Genomic DNA, 20,027 nt, shown 5'->3' on the forward strand with positions numbered 1-20,027 from the left:
TTATGTCAACTAAAAAAAATACGATTGTGATTCTTATTGCCGACGACGATGCAGAAGATCGGATGCTGGTGAAAGACGCGTTGGAAGAAAGCCGTCTTAAAAACAGCATCAACTTTGTAGAGAATGGGGAGGAACTGATGGACTACCTGCACCACCGCGGCAAGTACGCTGACCTTAATGAGTATCCGACGCCGGGGCTCATACTTCTGGACCTGAACATGCCCAAGAAGGACGGACGCGAGGCTTTAAAAGAGATAAAATCAGATGACCGCCTTAAGCTTATTCCGGTAGTGGTGCTAACAACTTCTAAGGCAGAGGAAGACATCTTAAGAACATACGACCTGGGCGTAAGCTCTTTTATCACCAAACCGGTAACGTTTACCTCGCTGGTGGATGTAATGAAAACCCTGAGCAAGTACTGGTTTGAGATTGTTGAATTGCCTAAACTATAGCAAAGTATAAAGCATGCCTGATAGAACCCGCATACTGCTGGTAGACGACGATGAGGATGATTTTATCATCACCCGGGATATAATTGACGATATACCTGGCCGTAACTATGTGCTGGACTGGACCGGCTCTTTTAACGAGGCGTTGGATATTATTGCAGAACGGAAGCACGATATTTACCTGGTAGACTTCCGCCTTGGCGCACATGATGGCCTGGAGCTGATAAAAGAAGCGTTGAAGCATAGTTATGCAGCACCTTTTATACTTTTAACCGGCCAGAGCGATCGCGAAACCGACGAAAAAGCGATGCGTGCCGGTGCGATGGACTATCTTGTAAAAGGCACCATCAGGCCTAACGAGCTGGAGCGATCCATACGCTATAGTATAGAGCACGCCAAAAGCCTTGCCGTTATCCAGCGCCTTAATTCTGAATTGGAGCAGCGTGTAAAAGAACGCACGCAGGAGCTGGGCACGGCTATTAAAAAGCTGGAGCAAACCAACCTTAGTCTTTACGAAGCAGAGCAGGAGGTGCGTAAAGCCTTACAAAAAGAGAAAGAACTGCACGAGTTAAAGTCGAGGTTTGTGACGATTGCTTCCCATGAGTTTCGTACGCCATTAAGTACGGTGCTGTCTTCGGTATCGCTTATCGCAAAGTATAAAACCACCGAAGAGGACGACAAGCGTATGAAGCACGTGGAAAGGATAAAGTCGGCGGTAAGTAACCTAACCAGCATTTTAAATGACTTCCTTTCTATCAGCCGCATTGAGGAGGGGAAGATTTACAACGTGCCGACTACGTTTGATCTGAAGGCTTTTGCAGAACAGGTAGCAGACGAGGCACAGGGAGTTTTGAAACTGGGGCAAAAGATAAACTACCGACACCTGGGCAGTGACACAACTGCTATATTGGACAGGCAGTTGCTAAAGAATATCTTGTTTAACTTGCTGTCAAATGCAAGTAAGTATTCTGGCGAGCACAAAGAGGTTAATTTTACAACCGAAATCAAAGCCGATACTATTAAGATCGTGGTGCAGGACCAGGGCATTGGTATACCCGAAGCTGATAAAACACATTTGTTTACGCCGTTTTTCAGGGCACAGAATGTAACCAACATTCAAGGTACCGGCCTGGGGCTAAACATCGTAAAGCGCTACGTGGATATAATGGGAGGCGAAATGGATTACCAAAGTGAGCTTGACGAGGGCACTACCTTTTTTGTATCGTTACCCCAGGCACAGGAACAAAGCTAAATTCATACTTTAAAAGTATAACAAGACGGAGAAGCATAACCTGCCGTCTTCTGAAACCAAATCATACTTAGATGAAAAAGATACTGCTGATCGAGGACAACCATGAAATCCGAGAAAACATTGCCGAAATTCTGACGCTGGCAAACTACGAAATACTGGAGGCCGAAAACGGTAAAGTGGGCGTGGACCTGGCTAAGCGTGAGCTGCCCGACCTGATCATCTGTGATATCATGATGCCTCAGTTGGATGGCTATGGCGTACTACGCATGCTTAGCGGCAACACCAGCACAGCCAGTATACCTTTCATTTTTCTTACGGCTAAATCAGAGAAAGAGGACTTTAGAAAAGGCATGAACCTGGGTGCCGACGATTACCTGATCAAGCCGTTCGACGACCTGGAGTTGTTGGATGCCGTGGAGATGCGCTTAAGGAAAAGTGAGAACCTGAAGTTGGGTTTCCAGAAAAATGCCGAAGGCCTGAATGATTTTTTACAGGAGGCAAAAGGGCAGGAGAACCTCGAGAAACTAACCTCTGATAAGCAGAAACTGCAGCACTTTAAAAAGAAGCAGACACTGTTTTTAGAGGGTAACTATCCGAACGCATTATACTTTTTGAACAAGGGAAAAGTTAAAACCTACAAGTCCAACGAAGAGGGCCGCGAGTACATCACCAACCTCTACAAAGCTGGCGACTTTATCGGCTACCTCGACCTGATTGAAGATAAAGCTTACCGTGAATCGGCTGTGGTAATGGAGGATTCTGAAATTTATGTTATCTCTAAAGAGGACTTCTTCCTGCTGCTGCACAACAACCGTTTGGTGGCAAATCAGTTCATTAAGATCTTATCTGATAACCTGGCTGACAGGGAAGAACGCTTGCTTAAACTGGCGTATAACTCCGTAAGAAAAAGAGTGGCCGAAGCGCTGCTGTTCGTAGAGAAACAGTATGCCGGCAATCTGGATCACAAAGAAACACAGGTGTCCATCTCCCGCGAAGACTTGGCAAGTATAGTTGGTGCTTCCAAAGAAACAGTTATCCGTACTTTAGCTGATTTTAAAGAAGAAAACCTGATCAAAAGCCAGGGTAGCAAGATCACCATCATCAATAGCGAAAAGCTAAGAAGAATGCGCAACTAGGACCACAGATTAATGTGGATTAGATTGATTTGATTGATTTTTTAGGATTTGAAATGGCAGCTGGTTCTTGTGAGCCGGCTGTTGTTGTTTTATTGCTACCGTGGGCCAACCACCCCTGCCCCTCCTTAACCAAGGAGGGGAGCCTGCTACTACTGATTCATCTGACATCATAGCAGCACAAGCCATCTCATTTTGTCATCCTGTAGAATCTTAGTTAAGGCGAGTTTAAACCTTATACCCAAAGTATAGATCGCGACTTGTTCGCCAATGGCCGCTGCTATTAAACTTATACTTAAGCTAAAGTAACAACAGGACTCCCCTCCTTGGTTAAGGAGGGGCAGGGGTGGTTGGCCCACGGTAGCAATAAAACAAGAAGTGTGATCTCTAAAACTCTCCAAACTCACTCGCTTCTCCTGCTTAAGATCATCCTGTTATGTGATAAAAGTCATCTTTTTAACCTTTGGTTTTGCTGAAATTTGTCCTGTTGAAAACGAGAAACATGATGCAAGGCAAGTTCAAAGTACTTACGTTATCCTATAAAAACGCACCAATTGCAGTTCGTGAGGCTGTTTCGCTAAACGAGATCGGCTGCCGCAACCTCCTGGATAAGGTAAAGGAGTTTACTAATTGTACGGAGGCAATGGTATTATCTACCTGCAACCGCACCGAAGTATACTATACTGCGGATGAGGAGTACGCTAACGAACTTGTAAAGCTGATCGCCCTGGAGAAAGGCTTTATCGCTACCAAGAAGATTCTGCCATACTTTGAAAGTATAACAGACCACGAAGCCGCCATGACGCACCTTTTCCGGGTAGCGCTCGGGCTGGAGTCGCAGGTAGTGGGCGATATGCAGATCATGAACCAGGTGAAAAACGCTTACCAATGGGCGATTGAAGCTGATGCGGTTGGACCGTTCATGCATCGTTTACTGCACACTGTTTTCAACGCAAACAAACTTGCCGTTAACAACACGAACTTCCGCGATGGCGCTGCCTCTGTGTCGTATGCTACTGTGGAGATGGTGGAAGAGCTTACAAGAAATGTCGAAGAACCGCGTGTGTTGCTGATCGGTGTAGGTGACATTGGCCGTGATGTATGCCTTAACTTTCAGAAGTCGCGCATCAACCACCTGACCATTGTAAACAGAACGCACCATAAAGCAGTTGAACTTGCCCAAAGAGTAGGTGCCACCACAGCTTATTGGGAAAACGTTTGGGATGAGATTGAGAAGGCAGATGTAGTGATCAGCAGCGTTCCCGGCAATTGCTTCTTTATCTCTGGAGACAAGCTTGGCCAATTCTCTAACGTTGGTAAACCAAAGCTGTTCCTCGACCTGTCTATGCCAAGAAGTATAGACGTAACACTGGAGAATATACCGGGTGTTTCTGTTTATAACATTGATGAAATTAGGAACCGCACTTCAGAGGCACTGGAACTTCGCCTGGCTTCCATTCCGGCTGTGGAGCAGATCATTGCGGATTCTGTATCGGAGTTTCAGGTTTGGGCCAACGAAAATGCCTTTACTCCGGTTATCCAGCAATTTAAAAGCCACCTGGAGCAGATCAGGCAGCAGGAGATTGCCCGTTACCTTAAAAAGCTAAGTGCAGAAGAGGCCCAGCTGGTGGAGGCGATCACGCAAAGTATGCTGAACAAAATTGTAAAGTTGCCGGCCATAGAACTAAAAGCAGCTTGCCAGCGCGGTAATGTGTCGGAGCTAAGCGAAAGCCTGACTGCCCTCTTCAACCTGGAAAAGGAAACCTGCCCGAACAGATAGGCTGTTGCAAAGTATACATCATGCCGAAAGTTTAGCGAAGCATAACTTGTGGCTTACATTGATGCCAGTTTGTAAAGGCTTTCTGCACAAGCAGAAAAAGTATACTTTGCAGATTCCCCTCTTGAGAGGGGCAGGGGTGTGTTGACTGGTAATTGAGAAGTGTTAAGTATAGCATCGGCCATCGTCCGGACAGGTCGCGACTCAATGCCGTCAACTTGATAAAAAGCTGTCATTTCGAATACTCTTGAGGCGTGAGCCGATGAGAGCCAGCGTAGCTGTAGAAATCTATTTAAAATTATTGCAGAAGGAATTCTAGAAAGATCTCTCCTATCGTCGAGATGACAAAAAAGCTTAAGTTGCCGACATTGGGTCGCGACCTGTCCCTACAAATAAGCACCAGCCTTAACAGATATTATACTTTACAGTAGGCAAAGGCGCTATTCTTTCCCGTGGTCATAGGTGATCTCCTCAACCTCAATTACTTCTTCGCCGCGGCCCATAGGCAGGTTTGTTTGCTCTCCTTTTTTCAAACCCTGCACTGCCTTAGCGATAGGCGCCACAAAAGCGATCAGGCCTTTTTCTACAGAGGCTTCATCAACACCCACTATGGTAAACCTGCGCCTGAAACCTTTCTTGCCGCCGCTAATAGTGCGTAGGGTAACGGTAGCACTAAACCGTACTTCATCTGCAGGTTGCTCTTTGGGGTCTATAACTTTGGCGCTGGATATTCTGCTGGTAAGGGCGCTGATGCGGCCATTAAGTATAACCAGCTGGCGACTTCGCTCTGCCTCATCTTCGCGGTTTGCTTCGGCTCTGGCTCTTTCTGCTTCCAGTTCGCTAAGTTCGGTGCGTAGCTGCTCCAGCCCAGGTGGTGTAACGTAATTGGCTACTCCGGGAGGTAAGGCGGCTCGTGGTGGAATAATTGGGGCCTGACCCGCATCATCTTCTTTTACAAATGCTCTGCTCATATTGCCAGAAACGTTGTATAAACGCTGGAGGTTATCTGTGCTGCCTTTGCCAACAACAGTTGTTCCTTATGCCTACAATAGCAAGATATCTATGCGGTGCGCCTGCACAACTTCCTCGCACACAGACCACGAAAAAATGGTGAAGCGGCCATCCTGTGAGGCTACCAAGGCAATGGCCTCCCGCTGGTCGTGCACAAACTGTGCTGCAGCCAGGTGGCGCGTGCCTCCATTAAGTGACGGATGTACAGTTTTAGCCACGCCACCTACTACAGGTTCTGTCAGCACTATCTGGTGCACAGATTCATTACCCTGTAAGCGGCCAATTTTAGCCCCAAAAGCGAGCAATTCATACTTATCATTGATTATAGTCGCGCCATCGATAGCAGTAAGCCCGGCAATTAAATCAACCTCTCTCCGGATCGCATCCTGCACACTTAACCTATTTTCCTCTTTTTCGGCCTCGCGCACTAAGTCTGCCAGTACAGAAAAAGCAGGTTGCACAGCATAGGCCAATGGCTGAACCATAGAGTATGTCCAGGTATCAGACTCAGAAGGAGTTACCACAAGTATGCCGCCTCGCTTATGTGCCCGCATCGATACCGCCAGCTGCACCAGTATATTGTAGCTGTTGTCCCAGTTGTAGGTACCGTTAAACTTTAGCAGCGATGTAACAACAGAAGGACAGTCGGGGATATGCGCCGCTTGCTCATCTACTATTTTTACTTCGTCGCCTTTTAGTACGGCAACATTCGCAAATTTTCCAAAGCCATCTGTGCGGCGGTGCTTAACTACCAGCAAACCCGGCTCCGAGACATCTACTACCATGCACAGACTGGGTATCGTGCTGGTGGTTCCCCAGATATAGAGCTCATTATTTTCGTGCCATACCCCAAGATGGATGCCCGGACGCTCAACACCGGGGGATATTTTAGTAAGAGAGGCCGAACTAAGAGGCATCCGCTTTTCGAAGAGCAGTGGGTGTGGCACATGTTCGGGGGAGATGTAGGCTAACGATATGCGGGGCGACAAACCCTCTTCATGGCGTAAACTTACCCAGAAAGCAGTATCAAGTAGAAGCTCAATATGGTCTGCAACTGGTTCCGGCGCCAGGTCTGTTGCCTGCTTTTCCATCTCCAGCTGAAGCATTCTGGCAAAGTGATCCTCTATAGTGCCTGCTATTGCTTGTGCTGCCTGGTATGTGGTTGTAAAAAGCGATTGCATATCGTGCTGTGTTTAGCCTTGGGGTTAAACAGGCCTCTCCCTTGTTCGTTACTATCCTTACGAATTCTTTTCAGGATGGGCTAAGGCAGCATTTTATACTTTACGCCAAACAGGCGCAGCCATAGTACATTTTATACTATGGCTGCGCATCTGGTTTATACTTTGTTTATACTTATTGTAACACGATTCGGCGCTGGATCACTCCTTCAGATGTGGTGATCTGTAGCAGATACACACCTCTTGGCTGTTTCTCCAGTTGCAGGGTTTCCTCTAGTTTAAGCTGTTGCTGATAGGCTTTGCTATAGATAACGCGTCCGCTTACATCAGTTACACGAACCTCAATAGCAGACTTCGATGGCATTTCCATTTCGATGTATAGATTACCGGTTGTCGGATTTGGGTAAACACTAACCGGCTGTTTTAGCTCATCCTCGTCTATACTTGTAACGGAGCAACTGGCTACCACAATGGTCTGGGCCGCGCTGGCCTGGCAACCTTCCGGAGAAGTATAAGTGTAGGTGATAGTATGTGTTCCTGCACCGGCAACAGATGGGTTAAATATTCCATTGCTTACACCTTTACCCGAGTAAGTGCCTCCGGCAGGAGCCCCGCCTGTAAGAGCGAAAGCTGCATTTGTCAGGCAGGTTTCGGCAAAGGCATTGAGCGTTACGGTTGGCAAGGCGCTAAGCGTTATCTTAACAGGCTGGCTCATGGATGCACAAGCTCCGGAAACTATACTTCTCCTAAACCAGGTTGTTGACTGCAAGACACCTGGCTCGTAATTTTTACCGGTTGCATTGGCTATGTTACTGAAATCGGTTCCGTTAGTGCTGCGTTGCCATTGATATGTATACGTGCCGTTGCTTCCGGTTGGTGTTTCTCCTATAATTGCCTGTGCACTTGTACCGGTGCAGATATTTTGGTTCTGTAAGATGATATTATTGGCGATAGCAGGCGTTACCGAAATTTCGATAGGGGAGGATGTCTTTGTACATGTGCCGCTGGATGTACGCACGGTATAAGCGCCGGATGCACCTGCTGAGTAGCTGCTTCCTGTAGCCCCGTTTATTTCTGCTCCGTTACGGAACCACTGGTAACCTGTTATGCCAGATCCTGTATTTGCATTCAGCATTACACTTCCGCCCTGGCAAATGGTAGTAGCACCTTCAGCTGTTATGCTTGCAGCAGGCAATGGATTTACAGTAACCGTAACTTGTGCCGTAGCCGTGCAGCCATCGGCATTAGTGGCTGTTACAGTGTAAGTAGTTGTTTGAGCAGGAGAGGCTATCGGGTTGGCTATAGTTGCGCTAGACAAACCAGTTGCCGGCGACCATGAAAAAGTGGTAGCACCTGCCGCTGTTGCCGAAAGCTGCACTTCGCCGCCTTGGCAAATACTCTGGTTCAGACCTGCACTAACAGTAAAGTTGCCGCAACTGGTGTAACGTGCAGCTACAAGCTCACTGTTTTCTACTAACCTGCTGGATATATAAAAACTATTGGCTGTTATAAAGTCCAATGCCAGGCTATTAGAGCGGGCTTCAGCATCGTCTCCGCTTGTCTCTTTCCAGGTTTCCTCACCAATAGTATTGTATACAATGATCGTTTCGCGGGGAGGTTCTATAATTGTTGGGTCCATGAACCAGGTGGGAGGCTTCTGTATATAATCTCTGTAACCCACCAAAGCTACACTTCCGTTAGCCGATAAACCTATACTTCGCGGCACCACACGCCTGATGTTAGCTGTCTGCGGGATGTACTCGTTGTAAGTATGGTAATATTGGCGATCGCCCTGCGAATTGAAAGCAGTCAAGAAGTAATCCCAAACATCTCTGTACTTGAACTCCCGGCAAAGCAGCGTTACTTGCTCTTCCGCACTTAGCACTGCCTTTATGTGGGTAGATTCATCGGTATTACCAACGGCTTTCATCCAGCTTAAATCGCCAGCCTCAGATAATTTATAAAGTATAACCTGGTACACGTAAATGCTGCTTTGCTGTGATACAAAGTAAATATTTCCGGAAGGGGCAATAAGTACCTGCTGCATGGTTTTATAATCTATATCGTGCTGAGCGCCTGCTGCACTATATTGCCCTGTAAAAGTTTTGGCTCCAGACTGTACATTATACTTTACAAGGCGTGCGAAGTGAACATACCCTGATCCTGACACAAAATCCGCAACTGATCCTCCTACCAGCAGGTTCCCTTTTCCATCCAGTTCGAGGGCAGATGGGTTGCCTCCTATACCATCGGTGCCAATAAAGTTAGCTGTCCAGGCGGTGTTGCCGTTTGCATTTAATTTTCTGATCTGCGAAGCAGTACCTACTGTCTCCTGAACAGTCTGGATTACATATACTTCTCCGCTTTCCGAAACCGTGAACGCATGTTCGTTAATTCTGCTACTGCCTGCAGCCTGGGACCAAAGTTTCTGCCCTGTTGCCGAGTACTTGGCAATAAAGGCTATGCCGGACTCACCTTCGTTACTTAGCTGGCTCCAACCGAGCAGGTAAATATTTCCGGCTTTATCCAGTTTAATGTCAATAGGAGTGTCCCAGATAGAGGTACCATCATTGTAAGTGGCGCTCCAGAGTTTTTGCCCGTTAGGGTTATGTTTAAAAAGAGCAATTCGTGTATCGGTCCGGAAAGTGCCGTTGTAGGTAGCTGTGATCAGGTTTTGCTGATTGTCTACTGCCTGGCTACTAAAATCTTCGTATGGTTCGGCGCCGCTTAAAAGTGGCTGTGTTACCCATTGCTGGCTGAACTGTGCAAAACTGTTTGTACTGCCGGCGAAAAGTATAAAAAAGAAAAGAAGCCCAAATGGTAAGGGTTTAAGTTTTGTTGTATGGTCGCAAAAACATCGTTCTGTTGCAAAAAGCAATATACCTTGTAAAGTTTGTTTCATAGAGTGGTGGCATAAGGTAAAGAATTGAAGTCTGTAGCAAGTATAAACGGTTTTACCTGAGAGAGCTAAAGATCTGTAAGTAGACTTGGCCCAGCAGGTAAAGCCGAAGACGGAGCGTATATTTTTTAAAGTATACTTGCTACTTCTGGAGCATGTTGCATTATACAGTTACTATATAATTTATATTTTGGAGTACTTGTTGATACTCATAGCTTTATGTGATTCTATTAACTGGTGCTTTTGCCTTCTGCAGCAGACTTTGGTGCAATTTCTTCGGCATAGTTCCGGACCAAGTAGTTCATTTCCTTATCGATAGCGCCTAAAGCGAGCCTGGTTTCGGCGATAAGCAGGATAGTAGCATAAAAAAGGACACCTGCACCAAGCAGCCCCAGCCCAACAGGTACCCAAAACACCAGGATATCCAGTGCCTCCAGTATGCCAATAGAAACACTCGTAGCCACAAACACAGATAGGCAGACGTAAAGCAGGCTCATAGCGCGTTGCAGTTTCCGGGATCTGTTAACGGCCCTTAGCAGCAGCTGGTACAATAGTTCGCGTTTTTCGGTGTTCTTTTCACGGTCTTCCTGCTGTACCAACTGCTCAAACTGTTCTGATAATTTTCGTGCACGCTCCACGCTTCGGGCCAGGCGTTGTGAGGTGGTAAGTATAAGCTGGCCTGTGGCAAGTATAAGCACCACAGGCGTTATCATAGCAGAAAGTACAGTTAGCGTTACCATCTCAAAATTTTATACTTTACTCGTTATCATAAGCAGCCAAATTCTCGGAAAAGCACCGGTAAATGCTTTCATCTCCATACTTAATGGCTGGTACTTTAAGCTTAAACAAATAAAAGCCTTATCAGGTTAGGTTATGCCTGGTAAAGCATATAATAGTCTTATCCTGCACACTTATATTTCGTAAATGCTAGTGTTACACCAATGCATTAAACATCATGTACGACAGCGATAAAAAGAAAGTAGCGGGGGAGGAGCAGCCGAAGTATAACAAGCCAGCCAACCATCTTTATCAACTTAAACCAAACGAGGCGTATGAGCCCGGTTTTGGGAAGTATACGTTAACAGAAAGCCAGATAAGAACTGGTGAGATTAATGGCAGCAAGGTAAAGCAGTTTACCAGCGAAACCAAAAAAAGCTATAAAACTAGTACTGGTGAAAATGCAAATAATCAACCTGGCACGAGCCAAGCAATTACATCCTACAACGGCTCTGGTATAAGCCATTACCCTAATGCAACCAGCAAAACTGAAGAAAGCAGTAAGATGCGCGAAGACAATACCAACATGCACAACAACTGGTAAAACTAAATACAGTACCAGAACACTCCTAACAAAATTGCAATTGTTTAAGTAGGTAGCTACCTCACTAAAAAGCCAAACATATTTCCAAAGTACGGCGGGAGGTGCTATTTTTGTATTGATGCCACTACCTAAGTTGTTTAAGCGCTTTTTCCGGTACCCGCTTATGTGGGTAATGTTGTTGTGGGCGGTTACCTCGCCTGGGCAAGAGGAGGCTGTTTATAGGTTTTTGGTAAATGGCAGCACCACTGGCAGCGGAGAAGCAACAGCACCAGTCGCAGATAACCAAAGTATAACGGCAGCCGAATCGGCAGTATCCTGGGATGCGCAACATGCTTCTTACTTACACTTGCAAGCTGGGCCTGCTGCACTACAACTCCTGCAGTTTTTCTGCCTTTCACCACACGTTAATACTCATACCGGCAACCATACGCTTGCAGTAGCGGTTAGTTTACAGCTGGCAGAACTGTTGCTGTATTCACTTTTTCCCAACGCTCCCTAGTACTTCTTCCATACTACCTTTTTTGCTGCAGCAACTGCTCAGGTATACGTTACACGAGATCCTGATTAGCTGCGGCCTCTTGTATTTAGTTTGGCAGCACCTGTACAGGTATTCCATTATGCAGGAGTGCCTTATAGTTGCGTGCTGCTACTTTCTGTTAAGCAAAACACACATGGAAGATATCGCATTAATCGTTTCGTTTTTTTCGATGCTGGGATTTATGGTGGGCATATTTTCACCTAATCTGAGCCTTTTTTGGTATACAGGAAATAAAACCAGAATAAGGTCCTGTATTTTGTACTTTTATATACTTACTGCTTCGTTCGTAATCTTTGTATTGCTAGAGGCAATTTCATCAACACGCTAAAAACTACGCTCTATACTAATGGCACATTTACCGCACTTAGTCACCGATTTGGGACTGCTGCTTGGTGCAGCGGGTATTACAACACTGCTTTTCAAAAAATTAAAACAACCGCTAGTTTTAGGTTACATTATAGCTGGCTTACTGATAGGGCCGCATTTTGCACTTTTCCCTACTGTCCTCGAGATTGAGAACATTCAGATATGGGCAGAGATAGGCGTTATTTTCCTGCTTTTTAGCCTGGGGCTGGAGTTTAGCTTTAAGAAACTGGCCAAGGTAGGTGGCGCCTCCTCTATTATGGCGTTGGTAGAGGTGGTCGTCATGCTGTTGCTGGGCTATCTGGCTGGTAAACTGCTGGGCTGGTCCACGATGGATAGTATTTTCCTGGGTGGTATACTTTCGATATCGTCCACGACCATTATCATCCGGGCTTTTGATGAACTGGGAGTAAAGTCGCAGCGTTTTGCCGGGTTAGTGTTTGGTGTGCTCATTGTCGAAGACCTGGTGGCAATCCTGTTAATGGTGCTCCTTTCCACAGTGGCCGTAAGCCAGCAATTTGCAGGCGGCGAAATGCTGGAGTCTGTGCTAAAGCTTGGCTTTTTCCTGCTGCTGTGGTTTTTGGGTGGTATTTTCCTGATTCCTACTTTCCTGAAAAAGGCCAGTAAGCTGATGAACGACGAAACCCTCCTGATCGTGTCGATTGCCTTGTGCCTGCTGATGGTGATTCTGGCAGCGCAGGCAGGTTTCTCGCCTGCACTGGGCGCTTTTATTATGGGCTCTATACTTGCCGAAACCACTAAAGCCGAGAAAATAGAGCACCTGATTACGTCTGTAAAAGATTTGTTCGGAGCCATTTTCTTTGTGTCAGTAGGTATCCTGATCGATCCATCGATGATCATTGCCTATGCCGGACCAATTGCCCTGATCACCATCATCACCATACTAGGTAAATTGTTTAGTATAAGTGCAGGCGGTTTAATGGCAGGGCAGGGACTTAAGACTTCCATTCAGTCGGGTATGAGTGTGTCGCAGATCGGGGAGTTTTCGTTTATCATTGCCACACTGGGCTTAACCCTGAACGTTACCAGCGATTTTCTATATCCGATTGCAGTAGCGGTTTCTGCTATCACTACCTTCACCACACCCTACATGATCCGGTTTGCAGAGCCCCTGTACCAGGCAATTGAGCGAATGCTGCCCGAACAATGGAAGAACAAGCTTGATACTTACAGCAGTGGCGCCCAAACCATTGGTGCTGCCAGCGACTGGAAACTGGTGTTGCAGGCCTACATCCGAAACATGGTTATCTACTCCGTAATTATCATTGCCATTGCGCTCTTATCGGCCCGCTTCCTGGATCCCATCATCAGGGAGGTGCTTACTAATGGCACCTGGGGCGATATTGTTACAGTATTGATCACCTTTGCGTTTATGGCTCCGTTTCTGTGGGCCTTGGCAGTATATCACCCGGAGAAGGCTGCGCAGGGTCGTATTTGGGCGCAAAAGCGTTACCGTGGCCTGATTATAGTATTGGAGTTTAGCCGGGTGGTGATTGCCATTCTGCTTATCGGATTTCTGCTAAACCAGTTCCTGCCTACAGGTATAGCCGTAGTGGTAGGTTTGGTGCTACTGGCCTTATTCGGTATGTTCTACAAAAGAATACAGCGCTTTTACATCCGCATCGAAGACCGTTTTCTGGCAAACCTGAATGCCCGGGAGTTAAGTGAGGCAGACCGGCCGCACAGTAATCTGGTACCCTGGGATGCACACCTGACCAGCTTTGAAGTGTTGCCAGATGCTGCGGCAGTGGGCAAAACCTTATTGGAGCTGCAACTGCGGGAGCGATTCGGGTTAAACGTAGCAGTTATAGAACGCGGCAACTCTACTATTATGCCACCTACACGGCAGGAGCGCGTTTATCCCGGAGACAGACTGTATGTGTTTGGTACCGATGAGCAGCTAGAGCGTTTCGGCCAATTTTTACAGAACGTGGATGCCGCTGCACTAGCAGAAGAGCAACGAGAGGAAGTAGACCTGCAGAAGATTATCATTACACCCGATTCGCCGCTGCTGCATAAAACCATACGGGAGTCTGGCATACGCGAAAAACTGAAAGGGCTTGTAGTTGGGGTAGAGCGCGAAGGCACCCGTATCCTGAACCCTGATATAGAAACTCCTTTTGCCGAAGGCGATATTGTTTGGATCGTAGGCTCGCCATGGCGACTAAGCCAACTAGGCGAAACAGCGTATATGTAGGAGCAGATAATTCTGCTATAGCCCTCCTCTGTTTTAGGGGAGGGCTTTTTAATTTAAAGCAGGAAAGGATGAAGTATACAGGCTTATTTCTGCAGTAGCATAACCCGGCTTTTCTCCCATTTTATCACTTGCCCGTATACTGTTTAAATACAAACAAATAAAACTATGCAGGATAAAGTTGAGCTGACCTCAATGGTCAAGGTACTGGAAAGGCTGCGTCAGGAAGGTTATACCGAGGATTACACGATAACTGATGACGGCCGTATGAGTACAATAAATGGCAAAGACAATTTTGGGCCCGAGGAGGTGAACATCGTTAACTTCTATCGTTTTGAGGGGGAGAGCAACCCCGATGATATGGCCATACTTTATGTAATCGAAACAAACTCAGGGCACAAAGGCACCATTTCAGATGCCTATGGCACCTACTCAGACGAAACCGTTGAGAATTTTATGAAGCAGGTGCACGACATGGGTAAAGATATAGATAAACACAGTTAAAGGTTAACTTCTAAAAAAGCTGGCAAAAGCGGGTCTAAAGCCTGATTTTGCCAGCTTTTTCATACATAGGGTTTATACTTTATACTTGCGGAAGTATCCTTTCTTATTCCTGACCACTACCACCAAGTGTCCTTCCAATTTTGCAAAGCAGTGGAAGCAGCTTTAGGAGGATGCATTATTTTTTGAATATAGAAAAATCTACTAGCTACCCATCCATACTTAAGTTGCCAAACATCAGAAAAATCTTATACTTTTATAAAAACCAAAAGGTATACTGTATGAGGTTAGTTATACTTTGCATGCTGATGGGAACAATCCTGACACAGGCAGCTGCGCAAAATCAGAAACGGGCCAGAGACTATGGCGTAAAAATTGGTGTGCTGCCTACCGGTAAATTAAACGCCATTACCGATGTAAAAGGTGTAAAGGTGGGCCACACCACACTGGTGCAGGGCGAGAACATCCGTACAGGCGCAACAGCCATACTTACGCACGAGGGCAACATCTTTCAGCAAAAAGTACCGGCTGCCGTGTATGTGGGCAACGGGTTTGGTAAACTGGCCGGCACTACGCAGGTACAGGAACTAGGCAACCTCGAAACTCCGATCATACTTACAAACACATTGGGTGTAGGTACTGCCATGAATGCGGTAGTAGACTATACGCTGCAGCAACCCGGAAACGAGCAGGTACAGTCGGTGAACGCGGTGGTGGGCGAAACAAACGATGGCTACCTGAACGATATAAGGGGCAGGCATGTAAAAGAGCAGCATGTGCTGGAGGCTATAAAACAGGCTAAGGCCGGAGCAGTGGCAGAAGGTAACGTAGGGGCAGGCACAGGCACGGTTTGCTTTGGTTTTAAGGGTGGCATTGGTACCTCGTCGAGGGAGCTGCCTGCAAGCCTGGGCGGTTATACGGTGGGAGTGTTGGTGCAGAGTAACTTTGGTGGCGTGCTGCAGGTAGATGGCGTGCCGGTGGGAGAGGAGCTGAATCAATTCTTGTTCAGGCAGCAGATAACCGAAAAAGCCGATGGCTCCTGCATGATTGTAGTGGCCACCGATGCTCCCGTAGATGCCCGTAACCTGGAACGAATGGCCAAACGTGCCATGATGGGACTGGCCAGAACAGGTGGCATTGCGTCTAACGGCAGCGGCGATTACGTAATAGCCTTTACTTCTCACCCCGAACTGCGCATACCTTATACTTCCGAAGCTACAACCGAAACGGTTACCCTGCTTCGCAACGACGAAATGTCGCCACTGTTTATGGCAGTGATAGAAGCCACGGAAGAGGCTATTATCAACTCTCTGTTTACCGCAGAAACCACTAAGGGTAAAGAGCAACGCGTAGTAGAGGCACTGCCCCTAAATAAAGTGCTGAAGATCATGAAAAAACAAAACGCACTGAAGTAAGATCACCTGAAATAGCATTTCTGGTTTAATAGTGTTTTGGAGTAGTAGTATGGGCAGGTCGCATAAAAAGTTCTGCGCCATTGGTTGTGCTGTGTGTGCCATAACCTATAAGAAAATGCAGCAGCCTAGCAGATAAGGAGCTACAGCTGCTGCATTTTGGTATTACATTAGCTTTACATGGCAACATGCCGCTTCATCAGGAAGCGCCGGTAATCATGCTTTCCATCAGAATCCGGAGTATACTCAACAAACTCCCAGCCTTGGGTATTTAAGTAGTTCATCACGGCTACAACAGAAGCAAATTCACGCTTCTTCCCGTCGGCATCTCTAATGTAATTTTTAGGACTTTCGCCTTCGCCGGCATCAAGTTGCACTTCAAGCTTTTTACGGAGCGTATTGCCGTATACTACAACATTCAGGTATTCTTCAGGGTAGTTCTGTACCTGTGCCTGTGTTACAGGGTGCTCCTGCGCCTGCGCAGTAAAGCTGAGGCTGGAAGCCAGCAGCATCAAGGTAAATGCCTTTTTCATAGATATTTAGTTTAAGTTTAGTTGATAATCTTCGGCGCTGGTGTTTCTTGATTTTTAGTATGCAAGAAGTATACTTTAGCCACAGAAGAAACGGCAAATATTAGGCCAATTCTATATTTAAGCCGATGAGTTGGAAATAATTTTTTCCGGGAGAATGGGTATAGGAGGTATTGCCATGCGTACCAGAAAGCCTAACCAGTGGGGTTAAACACTAACAGCAGCTGTGTTTTAGGTGCTATTTATCTGCTGCAGCACATACGTCTCTAATTAAGGAGTATTTGTAAGTTACTGCCTCAAGGTTAGGGTGATTAAAAACTACTTGCTTTAACCTTTTATGCAAGTTGGTATGGTTCCTGCAGGTTATAGTGTTATCTTAGCCTTAACCAATAGCTTAAAAAATGAAAAAGTTGCTTTATGTAGCCATAGCCTTGAGTGCTACAGCCTGCTCCACAGAAAATAATCTGGAAAATACCCTTTACAATGTCGTTGAATCTGGTGCTAACATGGCCATTGATTCGCTGCACCAGGCCGCCAACAAAGAACTTGAACGACACACCGGTATCGACTCGCTGGCTACCAAAATTGGTGCGGCTGATACGATAAATGTGGAGCGCGAAATAGAGCGCGGTGTAAAGCGCAGGATCATCGAAGAGCTTTCTAAATAACGGCAGCTAAAGCTAAGCACACCAGGCCAGTTGTTCTTGTTGGTTTAAGCATTGCTTGGTCCAACCACCCCAGCCCCTCAAAGCTGCGCTCGTAAGTTTCGAACTCGCGTTCTCACTAATCTAAGGCGGGGATTTTCTCTCTTATCGATTAAGTGGGTAGAACAGCTGGAGCTATTGCTTTAAATGGGTAGTAATACGTGGTATCAGTAGCAGCTCTTTCTGGCGGCCATCGATGTAGCGAACCCCGTTTGGGGTTAGCACTGCCTGCTCCTCCAGCATCACCCGAATCTCTTTGTTATTCCACTCCGGCAGGTTTACTTTGGCGTTTAGTTCTATGGCGTAAGCGGTATTGTGGCGCAGTGGGTAATCGCCGGTGCCGGGCACGCCCTGCTGCATGTCCCACATACCGATGGCCGGGCCGGCGCCGTGGCCGTGGTAGCCGATAGGATGGGAGTAAATGCTGGCCACTATTTTCTCTTTCTGTGCCTGCGCCAGTGCCTCTTTCAGCACCTGGTTGCCGGTCTTTCCTTCTTTAAATTTTGAGGTTAGGATGTCTTGTAAGCGGTTACCGGTGGCGAGTGCTTTTTGCAGGTAAACCGGTGCCTCTGCTTCGCCGGGTTTCAGTACATAAGCCAGTTGCTGCACATCGGTATTTAAGCCAAGGTAAGTAACGCCCAAATCTACGTGCAGCAGGTCACCGGGCATAATCACTTCCACGCCGGGGCGCTGTGAGAAAGAACGCTGCGAATCGCCGGCTCCGGGGTTGGCGCGCTGCACATCTACCGTTGGGTGAAACCAGGCATTCAGCTTCAGGTCGGCGATGCGTTCACGGTACCACCACATCACATCCTCGGTTGTAGTTATTCCCGGCTGTATCACCTTTTCCGAAAAACCTTCTGCTATAATGCTGTGCCCGATGCGGCTGATCTGCTCGTAAATCTCCAATTCGCGGTCTGTGCGTGTTTGCAGCCAGTCCACGGCTAAGCGCTCTGCCGATACTACAGCTTTTTCCTGGGCTGCGGGTAGGTAGTGCATCAGGCTATCGTACTCGGCTTTGGTAAGGCCGTCGGCGTGGGCATAGGTGGAGGAGTAGTTCAGGCCGATCTTCTTGGGATTGCGTTCTGCAATCAGCTGCACCAGCCGCTTCCATTGGTTTGGCTCCTGTTCCGGTGCCCAGGCTCCTTTCATCAGGTTTCCGATATCGTAACGCGCTACAGCCAGTTTTTCTACTCCCTTTCCTGCGCCTTTATCGTGGAAGAGCATAATGGTACGGCGGCGCGCGGCCAGCCAGGTAGCGGGCAGCATGGTTTTAGCCACCGGATCTTCGTTATACTCCCGTGCCACAATCACCCACATATCAATGCCTTCGCGGCGCATCAGGTCGGGGAGGAGCTTTTCTAATCGTTCCTGCAACAGTGCATCTTCTATGGCTGCTCTTTCGCGCAGGGGCAGTATAGTTGGTATTTGTTGAGAGAAAGTGTACCCGGATGTGAGCAAGGGGAACAGCAGAAGGAGTAGAAATTTTTTCATGGGTGTAGTGTAGGTGCTTATCTTAACAAAGATAGAAATATACCCGACATGTGCCAGAAGTGAGTGCAAATCAGTAGTAATTCATCTGGAAGATTAAAGTATAAACGGCATCTCCCAGGTGCTGATAGTAAGGCTGCACTGAGTTAGCAAGTATGATTACTCAGCTAAAGTTAGTTTTACAAGTATAGGGAAATGGTCAGAGCCGAATTTAGGCAGACGATCCATTTCGACTACCTGAAACTCTTCCGACACATATACATGGTCAAGGGGATAGCGGAGTAAGATGTTCTTTGCCCCGAAGGAGTTATATATACCTCTACCCACCCGTACATCGCGAAGCCGGCTTTCTGTGTTGAACATACGCGACGTGCGCGACCAGGCCACATCGTTAAAATCGCCGGCTGCCACGGAGGGTTTATCAGCTTTGCTAACCATTTTGCCTACCTTCAGCAGCGCTACTTCTTCTTCGCCTACATTATCGGGATATTCGCTGGGCTTGGGAGGCACCGGGTGCATGGCGTGCAGTATAAACTCTTCTCCGTTTGGCAATACTACATTCGTATGAATGGAGGGTACCGTTTTATGCTTCAGGAACATGATTTGGGTTTTGTTCAGGGGGAGTTTGGAGTATAGCACCATGCCGTAGGTATTATCCAGCGGGTAAGAAACCACATGCGCATACTTCTGCCGGAGCGGGCTGAGTTGGTCTGCCCACCACTGATCTGTCTCCATGGCCAACACCAGGTCAGGGTCTGATTGCTGTACTAGTTGCAGAAACTGGTCTGCCTGCCGGTTTTCCATCCAGACGTTGGCTATCAGCAAGCTAAAGGTACGATCTGCCTGTTGCGCCGAGGGCTTGGCCGATGCAACAGTTTTATCGGCTAAAGAAGTATAGGGCAGGATAAAGGTAGATTGAATTGCAATAGCGCTTACTAAACCAACTACAAAAGCCACAGCCGAAAAACGCCACTTGTTATTTACGGGCAAGAACAGGATCAGGCAAAGGAGTAAACCCACTAACATTTGCTCCCTCGGGAAATCAAGTGCTTTAATGTACCAGTAGGGCAGGTCGTAGAGCAGGGAGAGCAGCGTTGCCAGTATTAGCAGCGTACCTAAAAGTATGGCAAGGTAGAAGGTAGCCTTCTTTGCAGTTTTCATAGTACACTTTTGTACAGTGGCAGTCAGGTTAAAGTTGCGGTTTGAGAGGAACAGGGGCTGGTATGTGTTAAGGCATGGTTTGCTTTCGTATT

Annotated in this window: 18 protein-coding genes; 10 read left to right on the top strand and 8 right to left on the bottom strand. The window is 47.1% G+C overall.

Translation table 11 applies throughout. From position 1 onward, the window contains the following. The first annotated feature begins 2 nt into the window (after positions 1–2). The 4 genes from WG943_RS20630 to hemA all read left to right on the top strand — a co-directional run bounded on the left by WG943_RS20630 (position 3) and on the right by hemA (position 4,614). Entirely contained in the window at positions 3–452 is a 450-nt protein-coding gene (locus WG943_RS20630) for a response regulator (RefSeq protein WP_340411877.1), read from the top strand. Between the two features lie 13 nt (positions 453–465). Next, positions 466–1,701: a hybrid sensor histidine kinase/response regulator gene (locus tag WG943_RS20635; protein WP_340411879.1), complete on the top strand. Its 1,236-nt coding sequence runs from the start codon at positions 466–468 to the stop codon at positions 1,699–1,701. A 71-nt stretch (positions 1,702–1,772) separates the two neighbouring features. Continuing rightward, positions 1,773–2,837, top strand: coding sequence for a response regulator (locus WG943_RS20640; protein WP_340411881.1), 1,065 nt, complete (start codon positions 1,773–1,775; stop codon positions 2,835–2,837). Between the two features lie 484 nt (positions 2,838–3,321). Continuing rightward, positions 3,322–4,614 carry a glutamyl-tRNA reductase gene (hemA, locus tag WG943_RS20645; protein ID WP_340411883.1) on the top strand — a complete coding sequence of 431 codons (1,293 nt, stop codon included), beginning with the start codon at positions 3,322–3,324 and terminating at the stop codon, positions 4,612–4,614. Between the two features lie 53 nt (positions 4,615–4,667). On the opposite strand, the gene WG943_RS20650 is transcribed toward hemA, so the two are convergent. The 5 genes from WG943_RS20650 to WG943_RS20670 form a co-directional block, all read right to left on the bottom strand. Then, on the bottom strand, positions 4,668–4,847 hold the full coding sequence (locus WG943_RS20650) for a hypothetical protein (RefSeq protein ID WP_340411885.1): 180 nt from the start codon (positions 4,845–4,847) through the stop codon (positions 4,668–4,670). Positions 4,848–5,051: 204 nt separating this feature from the next. Continuing rightward, positions 5,052–5,582, bottom strand: a complete 531-nt coding sequence (locus WG943_RS20655) for a GreA/GreB family elongation factor (protein WP_340411887.1) — start codon at positions 5,580–5,582, stop codon at positions 5,052–5,054. 72 nt (positions 5,583–5,654) lie between these two features. Then, entirely contained in the window at positions 5,655–6,803 is a 1,149-nt protein-coding gene (locus WG943_RS20660) for a putative sensor domain DACNV-containing protein (protein WP_340411889.1), read from the bottom strand. Positions 6,804–6,975: 172 nt separating this feature from the next. Next, positions 6,976–9,702, bottom strand: coding sequence for a T9SS type A sorting domain-containing protein (locus WG943_RS20665; protein WP_340411890.1), 2,727 nt, complete (start codon positions 9,700–9,702; stop codon positions 6,976–6,978). A 227-nt stretch (positions 9,703–9,929) separates the two neighbouring features. Continuing rightward, positions 9,930–10,439: a DUF2721 domain-containing protein gene (locus tag WG943_RS20670; protein ID WP_340411891.1), complete on the bottom strand. Its 510-nt coding sequence runs from the start codon at positions 10,437–10,439 to the stop codon at positions 9,930–9,932. A gap of 215 nt (positions 10,440–10,654) precedes the next feature. On the opposite strand from WG943_RS20670, the gene WG943_RS20675 reads away from it, so the two are divergent. From WG943_RS20675 to WG943_RS20695, 5 genes are all read left to right on the top strand, one after another. Then, complete coding sequence (locus WG943_RS20675) at positions 10,655–11,020, top strand: hypothetical protein (RefSeq protein ID WP_340411893.1); 366 nt, start codon at positions 10,655–10,657, stop codon at positions 11,018–11,020. Positions 11,021–11,138: 118 nt separating this feature from the next. Continuing rightward, positions 11,139–11,519 (top strand): hypothetical protein, encoded by a 381-nt coding sequence (locus tag WG943_RS20680; protein ID WP_340411895.1) that lies wholly within the window; start codon positions 11,139–11,141, stop codon positions 11,517–11,519. A gap of 385 nt (positions 11,520–11,904) precedes the next feature. Next, positions 11,905–14,139, top strand: a complete 2,235-nt coding sequence (locus WG943_RS20685) for a cation:proton antiporter (RefSeq protein ID WP_340411896.1) — start codon at positions 11,905–11,907, stop codon at positions 14,137–14,139. A gap of 165 nt (positions 14,140–14,304) precedes the next feature. Further along, positions 14,305–14,640: a hypothetical protein gene (locus tag WG943_RS20690; RefSeq protein ID WP_340411897.1), complete on the top strand. Its 336-nt coding sequence runs from the start codon at positions 14,305–14,307 to the stop codon at positions 14,638–14,640. Positions 14,641–14,918: 278 nt separating this feature from the next. Next, positions 14,919–16,052, top strand: coding sequence for a DmpA family aminopeptidase (locus WG943_RS20695; protein WP_340411899.1), 1,134 nt, complete (start codon positions 14,919–14,921; stop codon positions 16,050–16,052). Positions 16,053–16,225: 173 nt separating this feature from the next. Here WG943_RS20695 and WG943_RS20700 read toward each other — a convergent pair whose 3' ends face one another. After that, positions 16,226–16,582: a hypothetical protein gene (locus tag WG943_RS20700; protein WP_340411900.1), complete on the bottom strand. Its 357-nt coding sequence runs from the start codon at positions 16,580–16,582 to the stop codon at positions 16,226–16,228. Positions 16,583–16,980: 398 nt separating this feature from the next. Here WG943_RS20700 and WG943_RS20705 point away from each other — a divergent pair, with 398 nt between their 5' ends. Continuing rightward, on the top strand, positions 16,981–17,247 hold the full coding sequence (locus tag WG943_RS20705; RefSeq protein ID WP_340411902.1) for a hypothetical protein: 267 nt from the start codon (positions 16,981–16,983) through the stop codon (positions 17,245–17,247). 171 nt (positions 17,248–17,418) lie between these two features. On the opposite strand, the gene WG943_RS20710 is transcribed toward WG943_RS20705, so the two are convergent. Both WG943_RS20710 and WG943_RS20715 read right to left on the bottom strand, forming a co-directional pair. Next, positions 17,419–18,777: a M24 family metallopeptidase gene (locus tag WG943_RS20710; RefSeq protein WP_340411904.1), complete on the bottom strand. Its 1,359-nt coding sequence runs from the start codon at positions 18,775–18,777 to the stop codon at positions 17,419–17,421. Positions 18,778–18,933: 156 nt separating this feature from the next. Further along, positions 18,934–19,935 (bottom strand): endonuclease/exonuclease/phosphatase family protein, encoded by a 1,002-nt coding sequence (locus WG943_RS20715; protein ID WP_340411905.1) that lies wholly within the window; start codon positions 19,933–19,935, stop codon positions 18,934–18,936. Between the last annotated feature and the right edge of the window lie 92 nt (positions 19,936–20,027).

The sequence above is a fragment of the Pontibacter sp. H249 genome (genome assembly GCF_037892465.1).
Classification (GTDB): domain Bacteria; phylum Bacteroidota; class Bacteroidia; order Cytophagales; family Hymenobacteraceae; genus Pontibacter.

Coding starts and splice junctions, on each gene's coding strand:
- WG943_RS20630 (WP_340411877.1), top strand. CDS start 3: ATGTCAACTAAAAAAAATACGATTGTGATTCTTATTGCCGACGACGAT.
- WG943_RS20635 (WP_340411879.1), top strand. CDS start 466: ATGCCTGATAGAACCCGCATACTGCTGGTAGACGACGATGAGGATGAT.
- WG943_RS20640 (WP_340411881.1), top strand. CDS start 1,773: ATGAAAAAGATACTGCTGATCGAGGACAACCATGAAATCCGAGAAAAC.
- WG943_RS20650 (WP_340411885.1), bottom strand. CDS start 4,847: ATGACAGCTTTTTATCAAGTTGACGGCATTGAGTCGCGACCTGTCCGG.
- WG943_RS20655 (WP_340411887.1), bottom strand. CDS start 5,582: ATGAGCAGAGCATTTGTAAAAGAAGATGATGCGGGTCAGGCCCCAATT.
- WG943_RS20660 (WP_340411889.1), bottom strand. CDS start 6,803: ATGCAATCGCTTTTTACAACCACATACCAGGCAGCACAAGCAATAGCA.
- WG943_RS20665 (WP_340411890.1), bottom strand. CDS start 9,702: ATGAAACAAACTTTACAAGGTATATTGCTTTTTGCAACAGAACGATGT.
- WG943_RS20670 (WP_340411891.1), bottom strand. CDS start 10,439: ATGGTAACGCTAACTGTACTTTCTGCTATGATAACGCCTGTGGTGCTT.
- WG943_RS20675 (WP_340411893.1), top strand. CDS start 10,655: ATGTACGACAGCGATAAAAAGAAAGTAGCGGGGGAGGAGCAGCCGAAG.
- WG943_RS20680 (WP_340411895.1), top strand. CDS start 11,139: ATGCCACTACCTAAGTTGTTTAAGCGCTTTTTCCGGTACCCGCTTATG.
- WG943_RS20685 (WP_340411896.1), top strand. CDS start 11,905: ATGGCACATTTACCGCACTTAGTCACCGATTTGGGACTGCTGCTTGGT.
- WG943_RS20690 (WP_340411897.1), top strand. CDS start 14,305: ATGCAGGATAAAGTTGAGCTGACCTCAATGGTCAAGGTACTGGAAAGG.
- WG943_RS20695 (WP_340411899.1), top strand. CDS start 14,919: ATGAGGTTAGTTATACTTTGCATGCTGATGGGAACAATCCTGACACAG.
- WG943_RS20700 (WP_340411900.1), bottom strand. CDS start 16,582: ATGAAAAAGGCATTTACCTTGATGCTGCTGGCTTCCAGCCTCAGCTTT.
- WG943_RS20705 (WP_340411902.1), top strand. CDS start 16,981: ATGAAAAAGTTGCTTTATGTAGCCATAGCCTTGAGTGCTACAGCCTGC.
- WG943_RS20710 (WP_340411904.1), bottom strand. CDS start 18,777: ATGAAAAAATTTCTACTCCTTCTGCTGTTCCCCTTGCTCACATCCGGG.
- WG943_RS20715 (WP_340411905.1), bottom strand. CDS start 19,935: ATGAAAACTGCAAAGAAGGCTACCTTCTACCTTGCCATACTTTTAGGT.